Origin of the sequence: Acidovorax sp. FJL06 (assembly GCF_003852545.1) — a bacterium.
Lineage (GTDB): Bacteria > Pseudomonadota > Gammaproteobacteria > Burkholderiales > Burkholderiaceae_C > Acidovorax.
The window spans coordinates 1-13638 of sequence record NZ_QAJR01000040.1 but is presented as its reverse complement, the minus strand read 5'-3'; the positions used below and the strand labels follow the sequence as shown (position 1 = coordinate 13638).

Sequence of the window (13638 nt, the reverse complement as noted above, 5' to 3'; positions counted from 1 at the left end):
CAGTTCACCATTAATTAACCATTCATTACCTGGGATGGGGGAGAGGGCCACCGCCGATGAAGCGCACCGGAAATCTCAGCACCTGGCTTCTGCGGGGCACCTACCCCCGGCTCTATGTCCCCATCGCGCTGATCATCCTGCTGGTCAGTGGCGTGCGCTACCACTACCTGCTGCAGGCCGAAACCGAAGAGGCCCACCGCCATGCCGCCGCCGAGCTGCGGCGTGCCAGCGACTACCTCCTGCCCCGCCTGGCGGCCGTGCCCGCCCCGGATTCCGCCGCCCTCGCAGGCCTTTTGCGTGAAGGCATCACCCACCTCGGCCCTGGTGTGCAGGCGCTCACATGGGAACCCGCCGAATCCGCCCACCAGCCCGCCGCCGAAGTGCGGGCCCCCGCCCCCGCCGCCCTGGCCCCCGGCTGGTTCGCCCGCTGGCTGGACCTCCCCCACCCCCTGCAGCAGTCCGCCCAGCGCCTGGCCGACGGCACCCCGGGCCGCCTGAGCATCGCCCTGCATGCACAGCCGCAGGTGGACCGGGTCTGGAGCACGGTGATCGTCCAGGCCCGCATCTCGGCGCTCAACATCTTCACCATCCTGTTCCTGCTCACCCTGCTGCTGCGGGCCAATGCGCGCATGCTGCGGCGGCTGGCACAGGCCACCGATGCGTTCCGCCAGGGCCACCTGGGCACCCGCATGGAGGTGGCCGGCACCCTCGAATCCCGGGCCATGGCCGAGGCATTCAACGACATGGCGGGCAAGGTCCAGTCGCTGGTGCTGTCGCTGCATGACACCCAGCGCCAGCAAAGCGAACAACTGCATTTCACGCGGCAACTGATCGACGCCCTGCCCCTGCCCGTGTTCGTGCGCCATGCCGACGGCACCTACCTGGACACCAACCGCGCCTGGCAACGGCTGTTCCAGGCACCGGTGGACCCCACAGGCGCACACCACGCGTCCACCGTGCCCGAGGCCCTGGCGCCCGAACGCTCTGCCCAGGTCGCGAGCGCACAGGACAACGTGGTCGCCATCCACCCGGCCCACCAGCCGCCGATGTACATGGCGTACTACGAAGCGCCCTTCACCAGCACCAGCGGCGCGCTGGCAGGCACCATCGGCACCCTGGTGGATGTGACCGAACGCAAGCGCGCCCAAGAGGCCCTGCACGCCGAAAAGGAACGCGCCGAAGTCACGCTCGCCTCCATCGGCGACGGCGTCATCACCACCGACCTGGCGGGGCGCATCGACACCCTCAACGAGGCCGCGCAGCTCATGACCGGCTTCACGGCCCAGCAGGCCGTGGGCCGGCAGCTGGACGACGTGTTCCGCCTGTATGAAGAGCCCGCCAGCCGCAACGCCAGCTCGGCCACCGAGCGCGACAGCCAGCCCGGCGCGCTGCAGCAGGCCACGCGCGAGGTGCTGATCCACCGCTCGGGCGAACGCTACGCCATCGAATACACCGCGTCGCCCATCCGCAAGCACGGTGGCCTGGCCGTGGGCTGCGTGCTGGTGTTCCGCGATGTGACCGAAGCCCGCAACCTGCGCCACCAGATCTCCTGGCATGCCCGGCACGACCCGCTGACGGGGCTCTACAACCGCGCCGCGCTGGCCGAGCGCCTCACGCACGCCCTGTTCGTGGCTCGCGACAAGGGCCTGCTGCTGGCCGTGTGCATGCTGGACCTGGACCATTTCCAGGCCGTGAACGACGCCTTGGGCCACCGCGTGGGCGACCGACTGCTCAAGGAAACCGCCCGGCGCCTGGGGGCCTTCATCACCCCGGGCGACGCCGTGGCGCGCATGGGCGGCGACGAATTCGTGCTGCTGCTGGGCGAGCAGCCCCACGTGCCGGCCATCGAAGCCCGCCTGGCCGTGCTCATGCAGCAACTGGCCGCCCCCTACGCCATCGACGACCGCGTGGTGAACACCACGGTGAGCATCGGCGTGGCCGTGTTCCCGCAGGACGACGCCAGCCCCGACACCCTGCTGCGCCACGCCGACCAGGCCATGTGCCAGGCCAAGAGCTTTGGCCGCAACCAGCTGCATGTGTTCGACGTGCAGCAGGACCACGCCGTGCAGACCCAGCACACACGCCAGACCCGCGTGGCCCAAGCCCTGCACGCGGGCGAGCTGGTGCTGCACTACCAGCCCAAGGTCAACCTGCGCACGGGTGAGATCATCGGGCTGGAGGCCCTGCTGCGCTGGCAGCACCCCGAGGAAGGGCTGCTGGGCCCACAGCATGTGCTGCCCCTGGTGGAAGACACCGAGCTGGTGGCGGAACTGGGCGAATGGGTGCTGCGCCAGGCCCTGGCCCAGATGCGGCAATGGACCAGCGCCGGCATGCTGTGGGAAGTCAGCGTCAACATCGCCGCGCCCCACTTCCACCGGCCCAACTTCGTGCCACGCCTGCAGGACATCCTGCACACCTGCCCCGAGGTCTCGCCCACCCGGCTGGAGCTGGAGATCCTCGAATCCGCCGCGCTCGAAGACATGCAGTACATGCGCCGCATGATGCAAAGCTGCCAGGCCCTGGGCGTGCGGTTTGCTCTGGACGACTTCGGCACCGGCTACTCGTCGCTGTCCTACCTCAAGCGCCTGCCCGCCGAGACGATCAAGATCGACCAGTCCTTCGTGCGCGGCATTCTGGAAGATGGCGACGACCTCACCCTCGTCCAGGCCATCGTGGCACTGGCGGCGGCCTTCCATCGCCATGTGGTGGCCGAAGGCGTGGAGACCGCCGAACATGCGGCCCGGCTGCTGGAGCTGGGCTGCGAGCGGGCGCAGGGCTACGGCATCGCGCGGCCCATGCCCGCCCACGAGGTGCTGGGCTGGGCGCGCGAGCATGCGGCCCGCCACGCCGCGCGGGCGGTGCGGGGCTTGGACACGCTCAGCCCGAACGGTGCGGATGCTTGAGAGCGAAGGCAAGGCGGCGATACCACCCAACCACCGACATGCCGACCTCTCTACAGCGGGTGCACGGCCCCCAGGTCCGGCCGCCGCAGCCACTCGGCCCATTCATCTACCAGTTGTTGGCTGGCGCTCGTGGCGCCCAGCCAGGCCTGGGCGCGGGCCCGGCTGTCCGTGCCGTAATGGGTGAAGTCCTTGCGGTCGGGCAACTTGGCATTGGGCAGTGAACGCACCCAGTCGGGGTGGGGCGACAGCACCACCATGTTGTCCAGCGCGGGGGTGGCCCGGTGGCGCCACTTCAGGCCCTTGTCCAGCCAGCCCGGCACCACCTGGTGCTGGAAGTGCGGGTACAGCACGATGCCCGCAGAACCCGGGCGCACGCCCGCTGCAGCGGCCCGCGCCCCCCCATCGCTCAAAGGTTTTTGGCTGCTTCCGCCCGCCCCTGCTGCCCTAAAAGCTATCAAATCAGAAGCACTGGCACCCAGATGGCGATAGGCCAGATGCAGGTGGTAGTCGGTGATGCCGCCATCCCAGTACGCCCCGGGCGGCGCCCCCGGAATGTTGTGCACGGCCTGCAGCACAAAGGGGATGGAGCAGCTCGCCTGCAGCGCCGGCATGAAGTTGGCCGCGCTGAGCCGCACCTGCCGCGTGCGGTAGTCCGAGGTGCCAAACGGCAGGGCCGCGCAGGCCGCCCCCGGCACCGATGCATCGGGCGACGAAAACACCACCCGCTCCAGCCAGGCCCCCATGGCCTTGCGGTGCACCGTATTGGTCAAAAAGGCGCCCAGGTAGCCCAGCGGCGTCGCCACGCCATGCTCGCGCCCCAGCAGGTGGCGCCCCCGCGACGTGATGATGTGCAGGCGGTAGCGCGGATGGCTCAGCACCTCATCCACCCGCCCGCCATAGAACGCGTCCAAGTTGCGCCCAAACCGCTCGCTCACATGGGCCGCCGTGGGGCGCTTCTTACCCGGGGGCAGCTCATAGTCCTGGTGGATGTAGTCATGCTCCAGCCGCTCGAAAGCCGCCACCGATTGCTGCAGGCAGGCCGTGGCCATGCGCCACGCGCCAATCGATGCGCCCACCAGGTGCACGGGCTGGTCCGATTGCGGCAGCCACTCCCCAAAGAGGAACCGGTCCAGCGGCCCCAGGATCAGCCCCTTGGGCCCGCCGGCCGCTGCGGGGATCACGCCCACGTCGCCGGGCTGCAGGCCATGGTGCTCAAGGTGTTGCCGGGCACGGGGGCCGGCATGGATGCGCAGTGCTTTCATGGCGCCGATTGTCGCAAAGCAACCCGCCGCAGGCTGTCGCCCAGTCGCGGGGATCAGGCAGTTTTGCTGGCGGCCCCCAGAGCGGATAAAAAAACCAGCGCAGCGGTTCTGGCGAGGCGCCGCGTTGCAGGCAGTACGCGCAGTACGACAAGACGCGGCAACGACGCCAGAAGGGTTTTGTTCGTCGCGCTACACCGCGAAATCCGCCACTTCGGGCCGGACCGTCCAGTCGATGGGGTCTTGCTGCAACACCATGTCGATGTCCAGGCCCAGGGTCAGGCCCACCTCGCCGGGGAAGGACACGGCCAGCTCCTTCTCGCTCAGCTCGGCCTCGCGGGCCCGGGCGCGCCAGGCGGCCAGGTGGATCACGCCCGCCAGCGGCTCGTAAGCCTTGTTGTCAAACGGCGCACTTTGGTACTGCAGGGCGTCGATCACCACCTCGGGCAGCTGCCAGCGGCGCGCGCAGCCGGCCGTGACATGGCCATAGCTGTAGCCAAAGATGCGCTGCTCGATCTTGTCGCGGCGCAGGTCGAACGGCGCCACCAGGGTGTTGACCGACTGGGCTTTTTCCGGGTCTGCGAGGTGGATCACCAGCTCGCCCAGCGCATGCAGCAGGCCCGCCGTGTAGGCCGCAATCTGGTTCTGGTGCACGATGCCGGCCAGTGAGCGCGCGAGCTTGGCGGTATTGAGGCTGTAGCGCCAGAACTGCTGCATGTTCACCCCCGGCACCGAGCGCGAGGTGGTGCCCAGCGGGGCCGACGTGACCAGCGTGCGCAACTGGGCCGTGCCCAGCAGCGCCAGGGCCTCGGGGATGCCCGCAATCTGGCGCGGCAGCTGGAAGGTGGGCGAATTGGCCAGCTCCAACAGGCGCGCGGCCAAGGCGGGGTCGGTGCCAAACAGCTGGGTCAGGCGCCGCAGGCTGGGCTCGCCATGGGCCAGCTCGCTCATCAGCAGCGCCACGGCGCGCGGAAGGCTGGGCAGTGCCACAGGCTGGGCCAGCAGTGCGTTCAACTCCATGGGACAGGGCACCGGTTGTGATGGGGGTGCTGGCGATTATGGCCCCCGGCGGGCCCCATCCGCCAGCCCGCAGTTACCGGCCCTTGGCCTGTTGCAACTTCGCAAACGCCGAGGCCATGGCCGACGGCTGGGCCGCCTCGTTGGCGCGGCGCGGGGGCTGGGCGTAGCCCCGGCCTGCGCCTTCAAAACGGTTGTCGCGCGGCGCACCACGGTCGCCGCCCTGGCGCGGCGGCGCATCGCCCAGCTTCATCGACAGGCCGATGCGCTTGCGCTCCACGTCCACTTCCATGACCTTGACCTTGACGATGTCGCCGGTCTTGACCACTTCGCGGGCGTCGTTCACGAACTTGTGCGCCAGCTGGCTCACGTGCACCAGGCCGTCCTGGTGCACGCCCAGGTCCACAAAGGCGCCGAACTGGGCCACGTTGCTCACCGTGCCCTCCAGGATCATGCCTTCCTTGAGGTCCTTGATGTCCTCCACGCCGTCGTTGAAGCGTGCCACCTTGAAGTCCGGGCGCGGGTCGCGGCCGGGTTTTTCCAGCTCGGCCAGGATGTCTTTGACGGTGATTACGCCAAACTTCTCGTTGGCGAACAGCTCGGGCTTCAGGGTCTTGAGCATGTCGGCGCGGCCCATGATCTCGGCCACGGGCTTGCCCGTTTTTTCCATGATCTGCTCGATCACGGGGTAGGTTTCGGGGTGCACGCCGGTCATGTCCAGCGGGTTCTCGCCACCCCGGATGCGCAAAAAGCCCGCGCTCTGCTCGAAGGTCTTGGCGCCCAGGCCCGCCACGTCCATGAGCTGCTTGCGGCTCTTGAACGCACCATTGGCCTCGCGCCAGCGCACCACGGCCTTGGCCACACTGCCCGACAGCCCCGAGACGCGCGAGAGCAACGGCACGCTGGCCGTGTTCAAGTCCACGCCCACCGAGTTCACGCAGTCTTCCACCACCGTGCCCAGGGTGCGCGCCAGCTCGCTCTGGTTCACGTCGTGCTGGTACTGGCCCACGCCGATGCTCTTGGGGTCGATCTTCACCAGCTCGGCCAGCGGGTCCTGCAGACGGCGTGCAATGGACGCCGCACCACGCAGGCTCACATCCACATCGGGCATCTCTTGCGAAGCATATTCACTGGCGGAATAGACGGACGCGCCCGCCTCGCTCACCACCACCTTCTCGATAGCGCGCTCGGCCTTGGCAGCCATCTTGATCAGGTCGGCCGCCAGCTTGTCGGTCTCGCGGCTGGCCGTACCGTTGCCAATGGCGATCAGGTTCACGCCATGTTTTTCCACCAGCTTGGCCAGGGTGAACAGCGAACCGTCCCAGTCGCGCTTGGGCTCATGGGGGTACACGGTGGCGGTCTCCACCAGCTTGCCGGTCGCATCGACCACGGCCACCTTCACACCGGTGCGGATGCCCGGGTCCAGGCCCATCACCACGCGCGGGCCGGCTGGCGCCGCCAGCAGCAGGTCGCGCAGGTTGTCGGCGAACACCTTGATCGCCACCTTCTCGGCATCGTCGCGCAGGCGGGCGAACAGGTCGCGCTCGGTCGACAGGGACAGCTTCACGCGCCAGGTCCAGGCCACGCACTTGCGCAGCAGGTCGTCGGCTGGGCGGCCCGCGTGACTCCAGCCCAGGTGCAGCGCAATCTTGCCTTCGGCCAGGCTGGGCTTGCCCGGCTCGGGCTCCACAGGCAGCACCAGCTTGGCTTCCAAAATCTCCAGCCCCCGGCCCCGGAACACCGCCAGCGCGCGGTGCGAAGGCACACGGCCAATGGGCTCGTCGTATTCAAAATAATCGCGGAACTTGGAGACCTCGGGGTCATTCTCGTTCTTGGATTCGATCTTCTTGCTGCGCAGCAGGCCCTCGGCCCACAGCCATTCGCGCAGGTTCTGCACCAGCGCCGGGTCTTCGGCCCAGCGCTCGCTGAGGATGTCGCGCACACCATCCAGCACGGCTGGCACAGTCGAGAAATCGGCGCCCGGCTTGCCATCGTCCAGCACCTCGGGCGGTTTGGTGAAAGCGGCAGCCTCCTGGGCGGGGTCCAGCGTCGGGTCGGCAAAGAGCTTGTCGGCCAGCGGCTCGATGCCGAACTCGCGGGCAATCTGGCCCTTGGTGCGGCGCTTTTGCTTGAAGGGCAGGTAGATGTCTTCCAGCTCCTGCTTGGTGGGCGCGGCCGCAATCGCGGCGCGCAGCGCATCGGTCAGCTTGCCCTGCTCGTCAATGGCCTTGAGCACGGCCACGCGGCGGTCTTCCAGCTCGCGCAGGTATGACAGGCGCGCCTCCAGCTCCCGCAGCTGGATATCGTCCAGCCCGCCCGTCACCTCCTTGCGGTAGCGCGCGATGAATGGCACCGTGGCCCCACCATCGAGCAACTCCACCGCTGCGCGCACCTGGGATTCATTGACTTTGATTTCTGCGGCCAACTGCCGAACGATCTGCTGCATGGGGGACGGACTCTCTGAGACGCGGTCAAACGATAGGAAGAAAAGGCGAAGCGCGGGAGTTTGCCACAGGCGGTTTGGCGACTCCACGGCACTCCCACAGCCGGAACGTCGATTGTTTTCAATACTGGAACAGTTAGTTTGCGACCAAGTAGTTTTTCCATGGACGCTATCGGCGTACAGTTCAACCCATCGATGAGCCGAACCCGCAAGGCGACTCACCGAACCCGGTTCAGGAATGGTTTTTGACCCGGCTTTTTTGAGACGCTTTTTTACTTTCAAGGATTTTCATCATGAACAAGACCGCCCGTTTCCTCTCCGTCGCTGCTGTTGCCGCTTTCGCCGCTTTTGGTGCCCATGCCGACGAAGCTGACAGCTCGCAATTCGCCCTGCAGTTCGACACGAATCGCACCCGCGCTGAAGTGAATGCCGAAGCGGTTGTCGAAGCCCGCACCCACAGCCTGGAGCCCGCAGGCTCGCGCGTGGTGACCTACAAGTCCAACGCCGACCGCACTGCCGTGCGTGCCCAGGCTGCCGAAGCCGTGCGCACCGGCCAGATCCCCCACGGCGAATTCAGCGCCATGTAATCGGTTGACCGATTGACACAGTTGCGGGACTTCCCATGGTGGTGGCACTTCGCGCGGTGCGGGTGCTGCTGCCATGGGAGGTGTTTTGAAGACACCCGCGACTGGCCATGCAAACTGGGCTCCCCTTGGGAGCCCTTTTTGTTTGTGGGTGCACGGAGCTTTCGGCCCTTCATAAAATGGGAAACTTCTCTCTCACGCCCCATGCCCCACCCCTCCTTCCCCATCCGCACCGAATGCCCCCCCGGCACCTGCGTCTGCGACCGGGACGCGCTGCTGCAGGCACCCAGTGGGGATGTGCGCATCCTGATGCTCACGCGGACGGAAGAAAAAAAGATGCTGGACCGGCTGGAGAACCTGGCCAGCCTGGCGGACCTGCGCAAGATGCAGGAGCGCATGGAGCAGCAATTGGGTATCCGCCTGTCGATCACACAGAGCCCGCACGAGGTGCGCAGCCTGCGGGGCATTGCGATCCTGGTGCTGGAGCAGCCGGGGCTGTGCCGCAAGACGCGGCAGGCCATTCCGGCGGCCATCAAGAAGAGCATGGATGCGCAGCCGCAGATCACGTTTGACCTGCTGGACGAGGGGGGGTTGTTTGGCGGTTCGTAGCGGGCCCACTGGATACGCCCTCCCCGGCTCTATGGCTGATTGACTGCGCATGCAAGACGATCTTTTTGGTGACGCGTTGCCCAAGCCCCCCACAGGGGGCGCTGCGGTGCAGGTGCCTTCCGACACGTCTCCCACCCAAGGTGCCGAGCCCCCTGCGCGGCGCACTCGGTCTGGCACGGTGGCCCCCATCGCTCCCGACGATGCGTTGACAACCCTGGCCGCCGCCTTGCCTGCGCAGTTGCGCCTGGGCACGTCGTCGTGGACCTACCCGGGATGGAAAGGGCTGGTGTGGGAGGGCGAGCACTCCGACGCGCAGCTCTCCAAACAGGGGCTGGCCGTGTACGCGCAGCACCCGCTGCTGCGCACGGTGAGCATCGACCGCAGCTTTTATCGCCCGCTCACCGCGAGCCAGTTCGAGCGCTACGCATCCCAGGTGCCCGATGACTTTCGGTTTGTGGTGAAGGCGCCCAGTGTGGTGACGGATGCGCTGGTGCGCAGCGAGGACGGCCGGGGCCGCCAGCCCAACCCGGCGTTTCTGAGCCCCGAGCTGGCGCGCAGCGAATGTGTGGAGCCCGCGCTGCAGGGCCTGGGGCAAAAGCTGGGGGCGCTGGTGTTTCAGCTCAGCCCCCTGCCCCTGGCGCAGCTGGACCGCATGCCGATGCTGCTGGAGCGCCTGCGCACCATGCTGCTCGCCCTGCCAGCCCTCGCGCCGACGGCCCCCGATGGCGTGATTGCGGTGGAGGTGCGCGACCCCGAATGGCTGACCCCCGACTTTGCCGCCGTGCTGCGCGAAGCAGGTGCCACCTACTGCCTGGGCCTGCATGCCAAGATGCCGCCGCTGCAGGCGCAGTTGCCTATGCTGCGCGCGCTGTGGCCCGGCCCCCTGGTGTGCCGCTGGAACCTGAACCCGGTGCATGGCCCCTATGGCTATGAAGATGCCGAGCGGCTGTACGAACCCTACGACCGGCTGCACCACCCGGACCTGGAGACGCGGGCGGCGCTGGCGGCGGTGATTGCGGGCATCACGGGCCGGGGGCAGAACGCGCTGGTCACCATCAGCAACCACGCCGAGGGCAGCGCGCCGCTGACGGTGCGGGGGGTGGCGGAAGAGGTCGTGAAGCTGGCGGGGCGGTAGGGGCTGGCGGCGCGGTTTCGGGTCACCAGCGCATCACGCAGGCGCCAGCTCAATCCGGTTGCGCCCGCCCTGCTTGGCGCGGTACATGGCGCGGTCAGCGCGGCGCACCAGTTCTTCGGGCAGTTGGTCGCGCTGGGGCTGCAGGCTGGCCACGCCAAAGCTCACGGTCACGATGCCATGCGGTGCGCCTTCGTGGGGCAGCGCCAATTGCTGAATCGCCGCCTGAACATGGTGCGCCACCTCGGCGGCGGCGGCCAGGTCGGCACCCGGCAGCAGCACCACAAACTCTTCGCCGCCAAAACGCGCGGCCAGCTCGCCCTCGCGCCGCGCGCCCACCTGCGCGAGCGTGGTGGCCAGGGTCCGCAGGCAGGCGTCGCCCGCCAGGTGGCCGTAGTGGTCGTTGAAGTGCTTGAACACGTCCACATCCAGCAGGATGAGCGCCAGCGGCGCAGCCCCCCGCTGCGCGCGCGCCCACTCGCGCGCCAGGGCGTCGTCGAAATGGCGGCGGTTGGCAATGCCGGTGAGGCCGTCGGTGTTGCTCAGCAGCTCCAGACGGTGGTTGACCTGGGCCAGGGCCTGGGTGCGCTCGGCCACCAGTGCCTCCAGCTCGCGGTTGCGCTGGCGCAGTTCTTCGATGGGGTAGACCTCGTCGCCACGGGCCGTGCCAAACGGGATGGAGACACTCACATGCACGATCTTCCAGTCGCTCTGGCCGCCAGGACTGCCTTCGCGCCGAAACAGCACCACCTTGCGCGCGGTTTCGCGCGCAAACAATGCGTCGGGGATGGGCAGGTGGATGTGGAAAAAGGCGGTGGCGGCCAGCAGGTCTTCGCCCAGGTCCTGCGCGAACAGCTCCACCATCTCGATGCCGATGCGCTCCGGCACCTGCGCAAAGTCTTGCTGCGTCAGCTCGGCCCATTCGGCGCGGCTCTTGATCAGCTGGTCGCTGCTGCCCGAAAAGCCGCTGAAGTTGTCACTGAAGCGTGCGAGCAGCCTGGCATCGCGCGCGGCATACATCTCGATGTATTCATCAAAGAGCATGCGGGTCAGTCGCTCGCGTTCCGGTGACATGCGGTGGGGTCCTTGTCGGGGGCAGGAGAAAGCGCTGCGGCCGGCAGCCTCGCCCGGCGCGCCGCACAGGGCAACAGGTGCGTTTGAATGTAACACCCGCCCTGCCCCGCGAAAACACGGAACTACCCTGCTGGCCTGGCGGCGCCCAGGCCCAGCCAAGGCAGGTTCAGGACACCGCCGCCTCGCGCAGGCTTTCGACCAGCGAGCGCAGCCCGGCCAGGTAGGAGTGGGGCCCAAAGCCCTGCACCGTGGCCTTGACGGCGGGCGAGATGATGGAGTGCGCGCGCCAGGCCTCGCGTGCGGCGATGTTGGACATGTGGACCTCGATCACCGGGAAGGGCATAGCCTTGATCGCGTCGTGCAGCGGCACGCCATGCTGGGTGAGGCCCGCCGGGTTCACCAGCGCGCCCTGCGCGGCGTCGATGTTGTCGTGCAAAAAGTCGATGAGCACGCCTTCGTGGTTGGACTGCACGATGTCCAGTTCCACGCCCAGTTCGGTGGCGAGCTTTTGCAGCCGCTCGTTGATCTGCGCCAGCGTGGTGGTGCCGTAGATGTGGGGTTCGCGGCGGCCAAACAGGTTGAGGTTGGGGCCGTGGAGGATGAGGATTTTCATGGTGTGTCGGGCCGGATGGCTTACTTGCGGATACGGGCCAGTTCGTCGTTGTAGAGCTTGACCATGGCCGGGTCGTAGCTGGCCGCGAATCTGTCGGCCACGGGCTGTGCGATCTGCTGCATGCGCTTTTGCTCGGCCACGGCCACTTCATTGAACTGCATGCCCTTGGCCTGCAGCTCGCCCACCGCCCGTTGCGCGGCAGCGCGGCTCACCTGGCGCTGGTAGTCGCGCGTTTCGCGGGCGGCGTCGTGCATCATCTTTTGCTCGGCGGGGGCAAGCTGGTCCCAGAACTTCTTGCTCACCAGCACGATGTTGGCCGCATAGACGTGGTTGGTGGCGCTCACGTACTTCTGCACCTCGAACATCTTGTTGGACAGGATCACGGCGAACGGGTTTTCCTGGCCGTCCACCGCCTTGGCTTCCAGCGCGCCATACAGCTCGGCGAACGGCATGGGCACGGGGTTGGCCTTGAAGGCCTTGAAGGTGTCAAGGAACACCGGGTTGGGGATCACGCGCAGCTTGAGGCCGTCCAGGTCTTCGGCCCGGGTGATGGGGCGTTTGCTGTTGGTCACGTTGCGAAAGCCCAGGTCCCAGTAACCCAGGGCCACCAGGCCCTTGTCGGGCAGTTTGGCAATCAGCGCCTGACCCAGCGGGCCGTCGAGCAGGGCATCGGCCTGCGCAAAGTTGGCCACCGCGAAGGGGAAGTCCACGAGGCCGAATTCCTTGACGATGCCGGCCAGCGAGGTGGTGGCCGGCGCCGACATCTGCTGCACCCCGCCCTGCAGGGCCGACTGCTGCTGCAACTCGTTGCCCAGCTGCGAGGCGGGGAACTCCATCACCTTCATCTTGCCGCCGCTCTTGGCCGCCAGCAGTTCGCCAAAGCGCTTGACGCCAAAGCTCACCGGGTGGTCGGCATTGTTCAGGTGGCCAAAGCGGATCACGCGCTCTTGCTGGGCGCTGGCAGGCCCGGCCAGCAGCAGGGACAGGCTGGCGATTGCCAGAAGGCAGGCAGTTTTTCTCACGGGGCTTCTCCAGTCAAAAAGAACCAAGGGGCGACCGCTGCCCGGCCGCACAGCGGTGGGAAGCACATGGTGGCGGATCGTAGAAAAAAGTGGAAACAGTTTCCATAGTAGAAACCCTTTAACAATTTTTGGTACATTGCGGCCCAGCAGCCCCCTGCCCGCCCCTGATCGAAAGCCTTTGCCATGAGCAGCATCCTTGAGCGCAGCTTCAAAGTCCTGGAACACCTGGCGCCCCACCCCGAGGGCAAGGCGCTGTCGGCCCTGGCGTCCGAGCTGGACATGCCACTGAGCGCCACGCACCGCCTGCTGGCCGAGCTGATCCGCTGCGGCTATGTGCGCCAAGACCACAGCCAGGGCAACTACACGCTCACGATCAAGCTGGTGTCGCTGGGCCTGTCCCACCTGAGCGCCACGGGCGTGGTCGATATCGCCCAACCCTTGCTGGACCGGCTTGCAGTGGAGTCGGGGGAACTGGTACGGCTGGCCGTGGTGAGCGGGGACGAACTGACCTTCGTGGCCAAGGCCCAGGGCGCCGTGCGCGGCCTGCGCTACGACCCGGACATGGGCCTGTCGGTCAACCTCTCGTGCAGCTCGGCCGGCCATGCCTGGCTGTCGACCATGAGCGACGAAGAGGCCCTGGCCCTGGTATCGCGCCAGGGCTTCGGCAAGCCGGATGACTACGGCCCCAATGCCCCGACCACGGTCAAGGAACTGCTGGCCTACCTGCGCACGGCGCGCCAGCAGGGCTTCAGCACCATCGTCGAGGTGTTCGCGCCGGCCATGACGGCCATGGCCGCGCCCATCCGCCGGGGCAACGGCACGGTGATCGGGGTGGTGACGATCGCCGGCCCGCTGGTGCGCCTGACGCCCGAACGCATGCAGGCCCTGGGCCCTGCCCTGCTGAACACCACGCACGAGCTGGCGATGGCGAGCGGAGGCTCGGCCTTGTTGAAGAAGCGCGGATAGGGCCTGCTCACACTAA

General features: G+C 67.4%; 11 protein-coding genes. 5 read left to right on the top strand and 6 right to left on the bottom strand.

Annotation, left to right across the window (positions count from 1 at the left end):
- Positions 1–56: 56 nt before the first annotated feature.
- The gene (locus DBV10_RS19595) at positions 57–2903 is read left to right on the top strand and encodes an EAL domain-containing protein (protein ID WP_124515279.1); all 2847 of its coding nucleotides are present in this window, start codon (positions 57–59) and stop codon (positions 2901–2903) included.
- 50 nt (positions 2904–2953) lie between these two features.
- On the opposite strand, the gene DBV10_RS19590 is transcribed toward DBV10_RS19595, so the two are convergent.
- The 3 genes from DBV10_RS19590 to DBV10_RS19580 all read right to left on the bottom strand — a co-directional run bounded on the left by DBV10_RS19590 (position 2954) and on the right by DBV10_RS19580 (position 7625).
- Positions 2954–4165 (bottom strand): phospholipase, encoded by a 1212-nt coding sequence (locus tag DBV10_RS19590; RefSeq protein WP_124515278.1) that lies wholly within the window; start codon positions 4163–4165, stop codon positions 2954–2956.
- Between the two features lie 189 nt (positions 4166–4354).
- A complete protein-coding gene (locus DBV10_RS19585; protein WP_124515277.1) occupies positions 4355–5182 on the bottom strand; it encodes an HDOD domain-containing protein in 828 nt (275 codons plus the stop codon).
- A gap of 73 nt (positions 5183–5255) precedes the next feature.
- On the bottom strand, positions 5256–7625 hold the full coding sequence (locus DBV10_RS19580) for a Tex family protein (protein WP_124515276.1): 2370 nt from the start codon (positions 7623–7625) through the stop codon (positions 5256–5258).
- A 290-nt stretch (positions 7626–7915) separates the two neighbouring features.
- Here DBV10_RS19580 and DBV10_RS19575 point away from each other — a divergent pair, with 290 nt between their 5' ends.
- The 3 genes from DBV10_RS19575 (at position 7916) to DBV10_RS19565 (ending at position 9950) form a co-directional block, all read left to right on the top strand.
- Entirely contained in the window at positions 7916–8209 is a 294-nt protein-coding gene (locus DBV10_RS19575) for a DUF4148 domain-containing protein (RefSeq protein ID WP_124515275.1), read from the top strand.
- A 201-nt stretch (positions 8210–8410) separates the two neighbouring features.
- Positions 8411–8815 carry a hypothetical protein gene (locus tag DBV10_RS19570; RefSeq protein WP_124515274.1) on the top strand — a complete coding sequence of 135 codons (405 nt, stop codon included), beginning with the start codon at positions 8411–8413 and terminating at the stop codon, positions 8813–8815.
- A 49-nt stretch (positions 8816–8864) separates the two neighbouring features.
- Positions 8865–9950, top strand: coding sequence for a DUF72 domain-containing protein (locus tag DBV10_RS19565; RefSeq protein ID WP_124515273.1), 1086 nt, complete (start codon positions 8865–8867; stop codon positions 9948–9950).
- Between the two features lie 33 nt (positions 9951–9983).
- Here DBV10_RS19565 and DBV10_RS19560 read toward each other — a convergent pair whose 3' ends face one another.
- The 3 genes from DBV10_RS19560 to DBV10_RS19550 form a co-directional block, all read right to left on the bottom strand.
- Positions 9984–11021: a diguanylate cyclase gene (locus tag DBV10_RS19560; RefSeq protein WP_124515272.1), complete on the bottom strand. Its 1038-nt coding sequence runs from the start codon at positions 11019–11021 to the stop codon at positions 9984–9986.
- 166 nt (positions 11022–11187) lie between these two features.
- Complete coding sequence (locus DBV10_RS19555; RefSeq protein ID WP_124515271.1) at positions 11188–11634, bottom strand: type II 3-dehydroquinate dehydratase; 447 nt, start codon at positions 11632–11634, stop codon at positions 11188–11190.
- Between the two features lie 20 nt (positions 11635–11654).
- Positions 11655–12656, bottom strand: a complete 1002-nt coding sequence (locus DBV10_RS19550; protein ID WP_124515270.1) for a TRAP transporter substrate-binding protein — start codon at positions 12654–12656, stop codon at positions 11655–11657.
- A 183-nt stretch (positions 12657–12839) separates the two neighbouring features.
- Between DBV10_RS19550 and DBV10_RS19545 the strand changes: the two genes are divergently transcribed.
- Positions 12840–13622 carry an IclR family transcriptional regulator gene (locus tag DBV10_RS19545; RefSeq protein ID WP_124515269.1) on the top strand — a complete coding sequence of 261 codons (783 nt, stop codon included), beginning with the start codon at positions 12840–12842 and terminating at the stop codon, positions 13620–13622.
- Positions 13623–13638 lie beyond the last annotated feature (16 nt).

Coding starts and splice junctions, on each gene's coding strand:
- DBV10_RS19595 (WP_124515279.1), top strand. CDS start 57: ATGAAGCGCACCGGAAATCTCAGCACCTGGCTTCTGCGGGGCACCTAC.
- DBV10_RS19590 (WP_124515278.1), bottom strand. CDS start 4,165: ATGAAAGCACTGCGCATCCATGCCGGCCCCCGTGCCCGGCAACACCTT.
- DBV10_RS19585 (WP_124515277.1), bottom strand. CDS start 5,182: ATGGAGTTGAACGCACTGCTGGCCCAGCCTGTGGCACTGCCCAGCCTT.
- DBV10_RS19580 (WP_124515276.1), bottom strand. CDS start 7,625: ATGCAGCAGATCGTTCGGCAGTTGGCCGCAGAAATCAAAGTCAATGAA.
- DBV10_RS19575 (WP_124515275.1), top strand. CDS start 7,916: ATGAACAAGACCGCCCGTTTCCTCTCCGTCGCTGCTGTTGCCGCTTTC.
- DBV10_RS19570 (WP_124515274.1), top strand. CDS start 8,411: ATGCCCCACCCCTCCTTCCCCATCCGCACCGAATGCCCCCCCGGCACC.
- DBV10_RS19565 (WP_124515273.1), top strand. CDS start 8,865: ATGCAAGACGATCTTTTTGGTGACGCGTTGCCCAAGCCCCCCACAGGG.
- DBV10_RS19560 (WP_124515272.1), bottom strand. CDS start 11,021: ATGTCACCGGAACGCGAGCGACTGACCCGCATGCTCTTTGATGAATAC.
- DBV10_RS19555 (WP_124515271.1), bottom strand. CDS start 11,634: ATGAAAATCCTCATCCTCCACGGCCCCAACCTCAACCTGTTTGGCCGC.
- DBV10_RS19545 (WP_124515269.1), top strand. CDS start 12,840: ATGAGCAGCATCCTTGAGCGCAGCTTCAAAGTCCTGGAACACCTGGCG.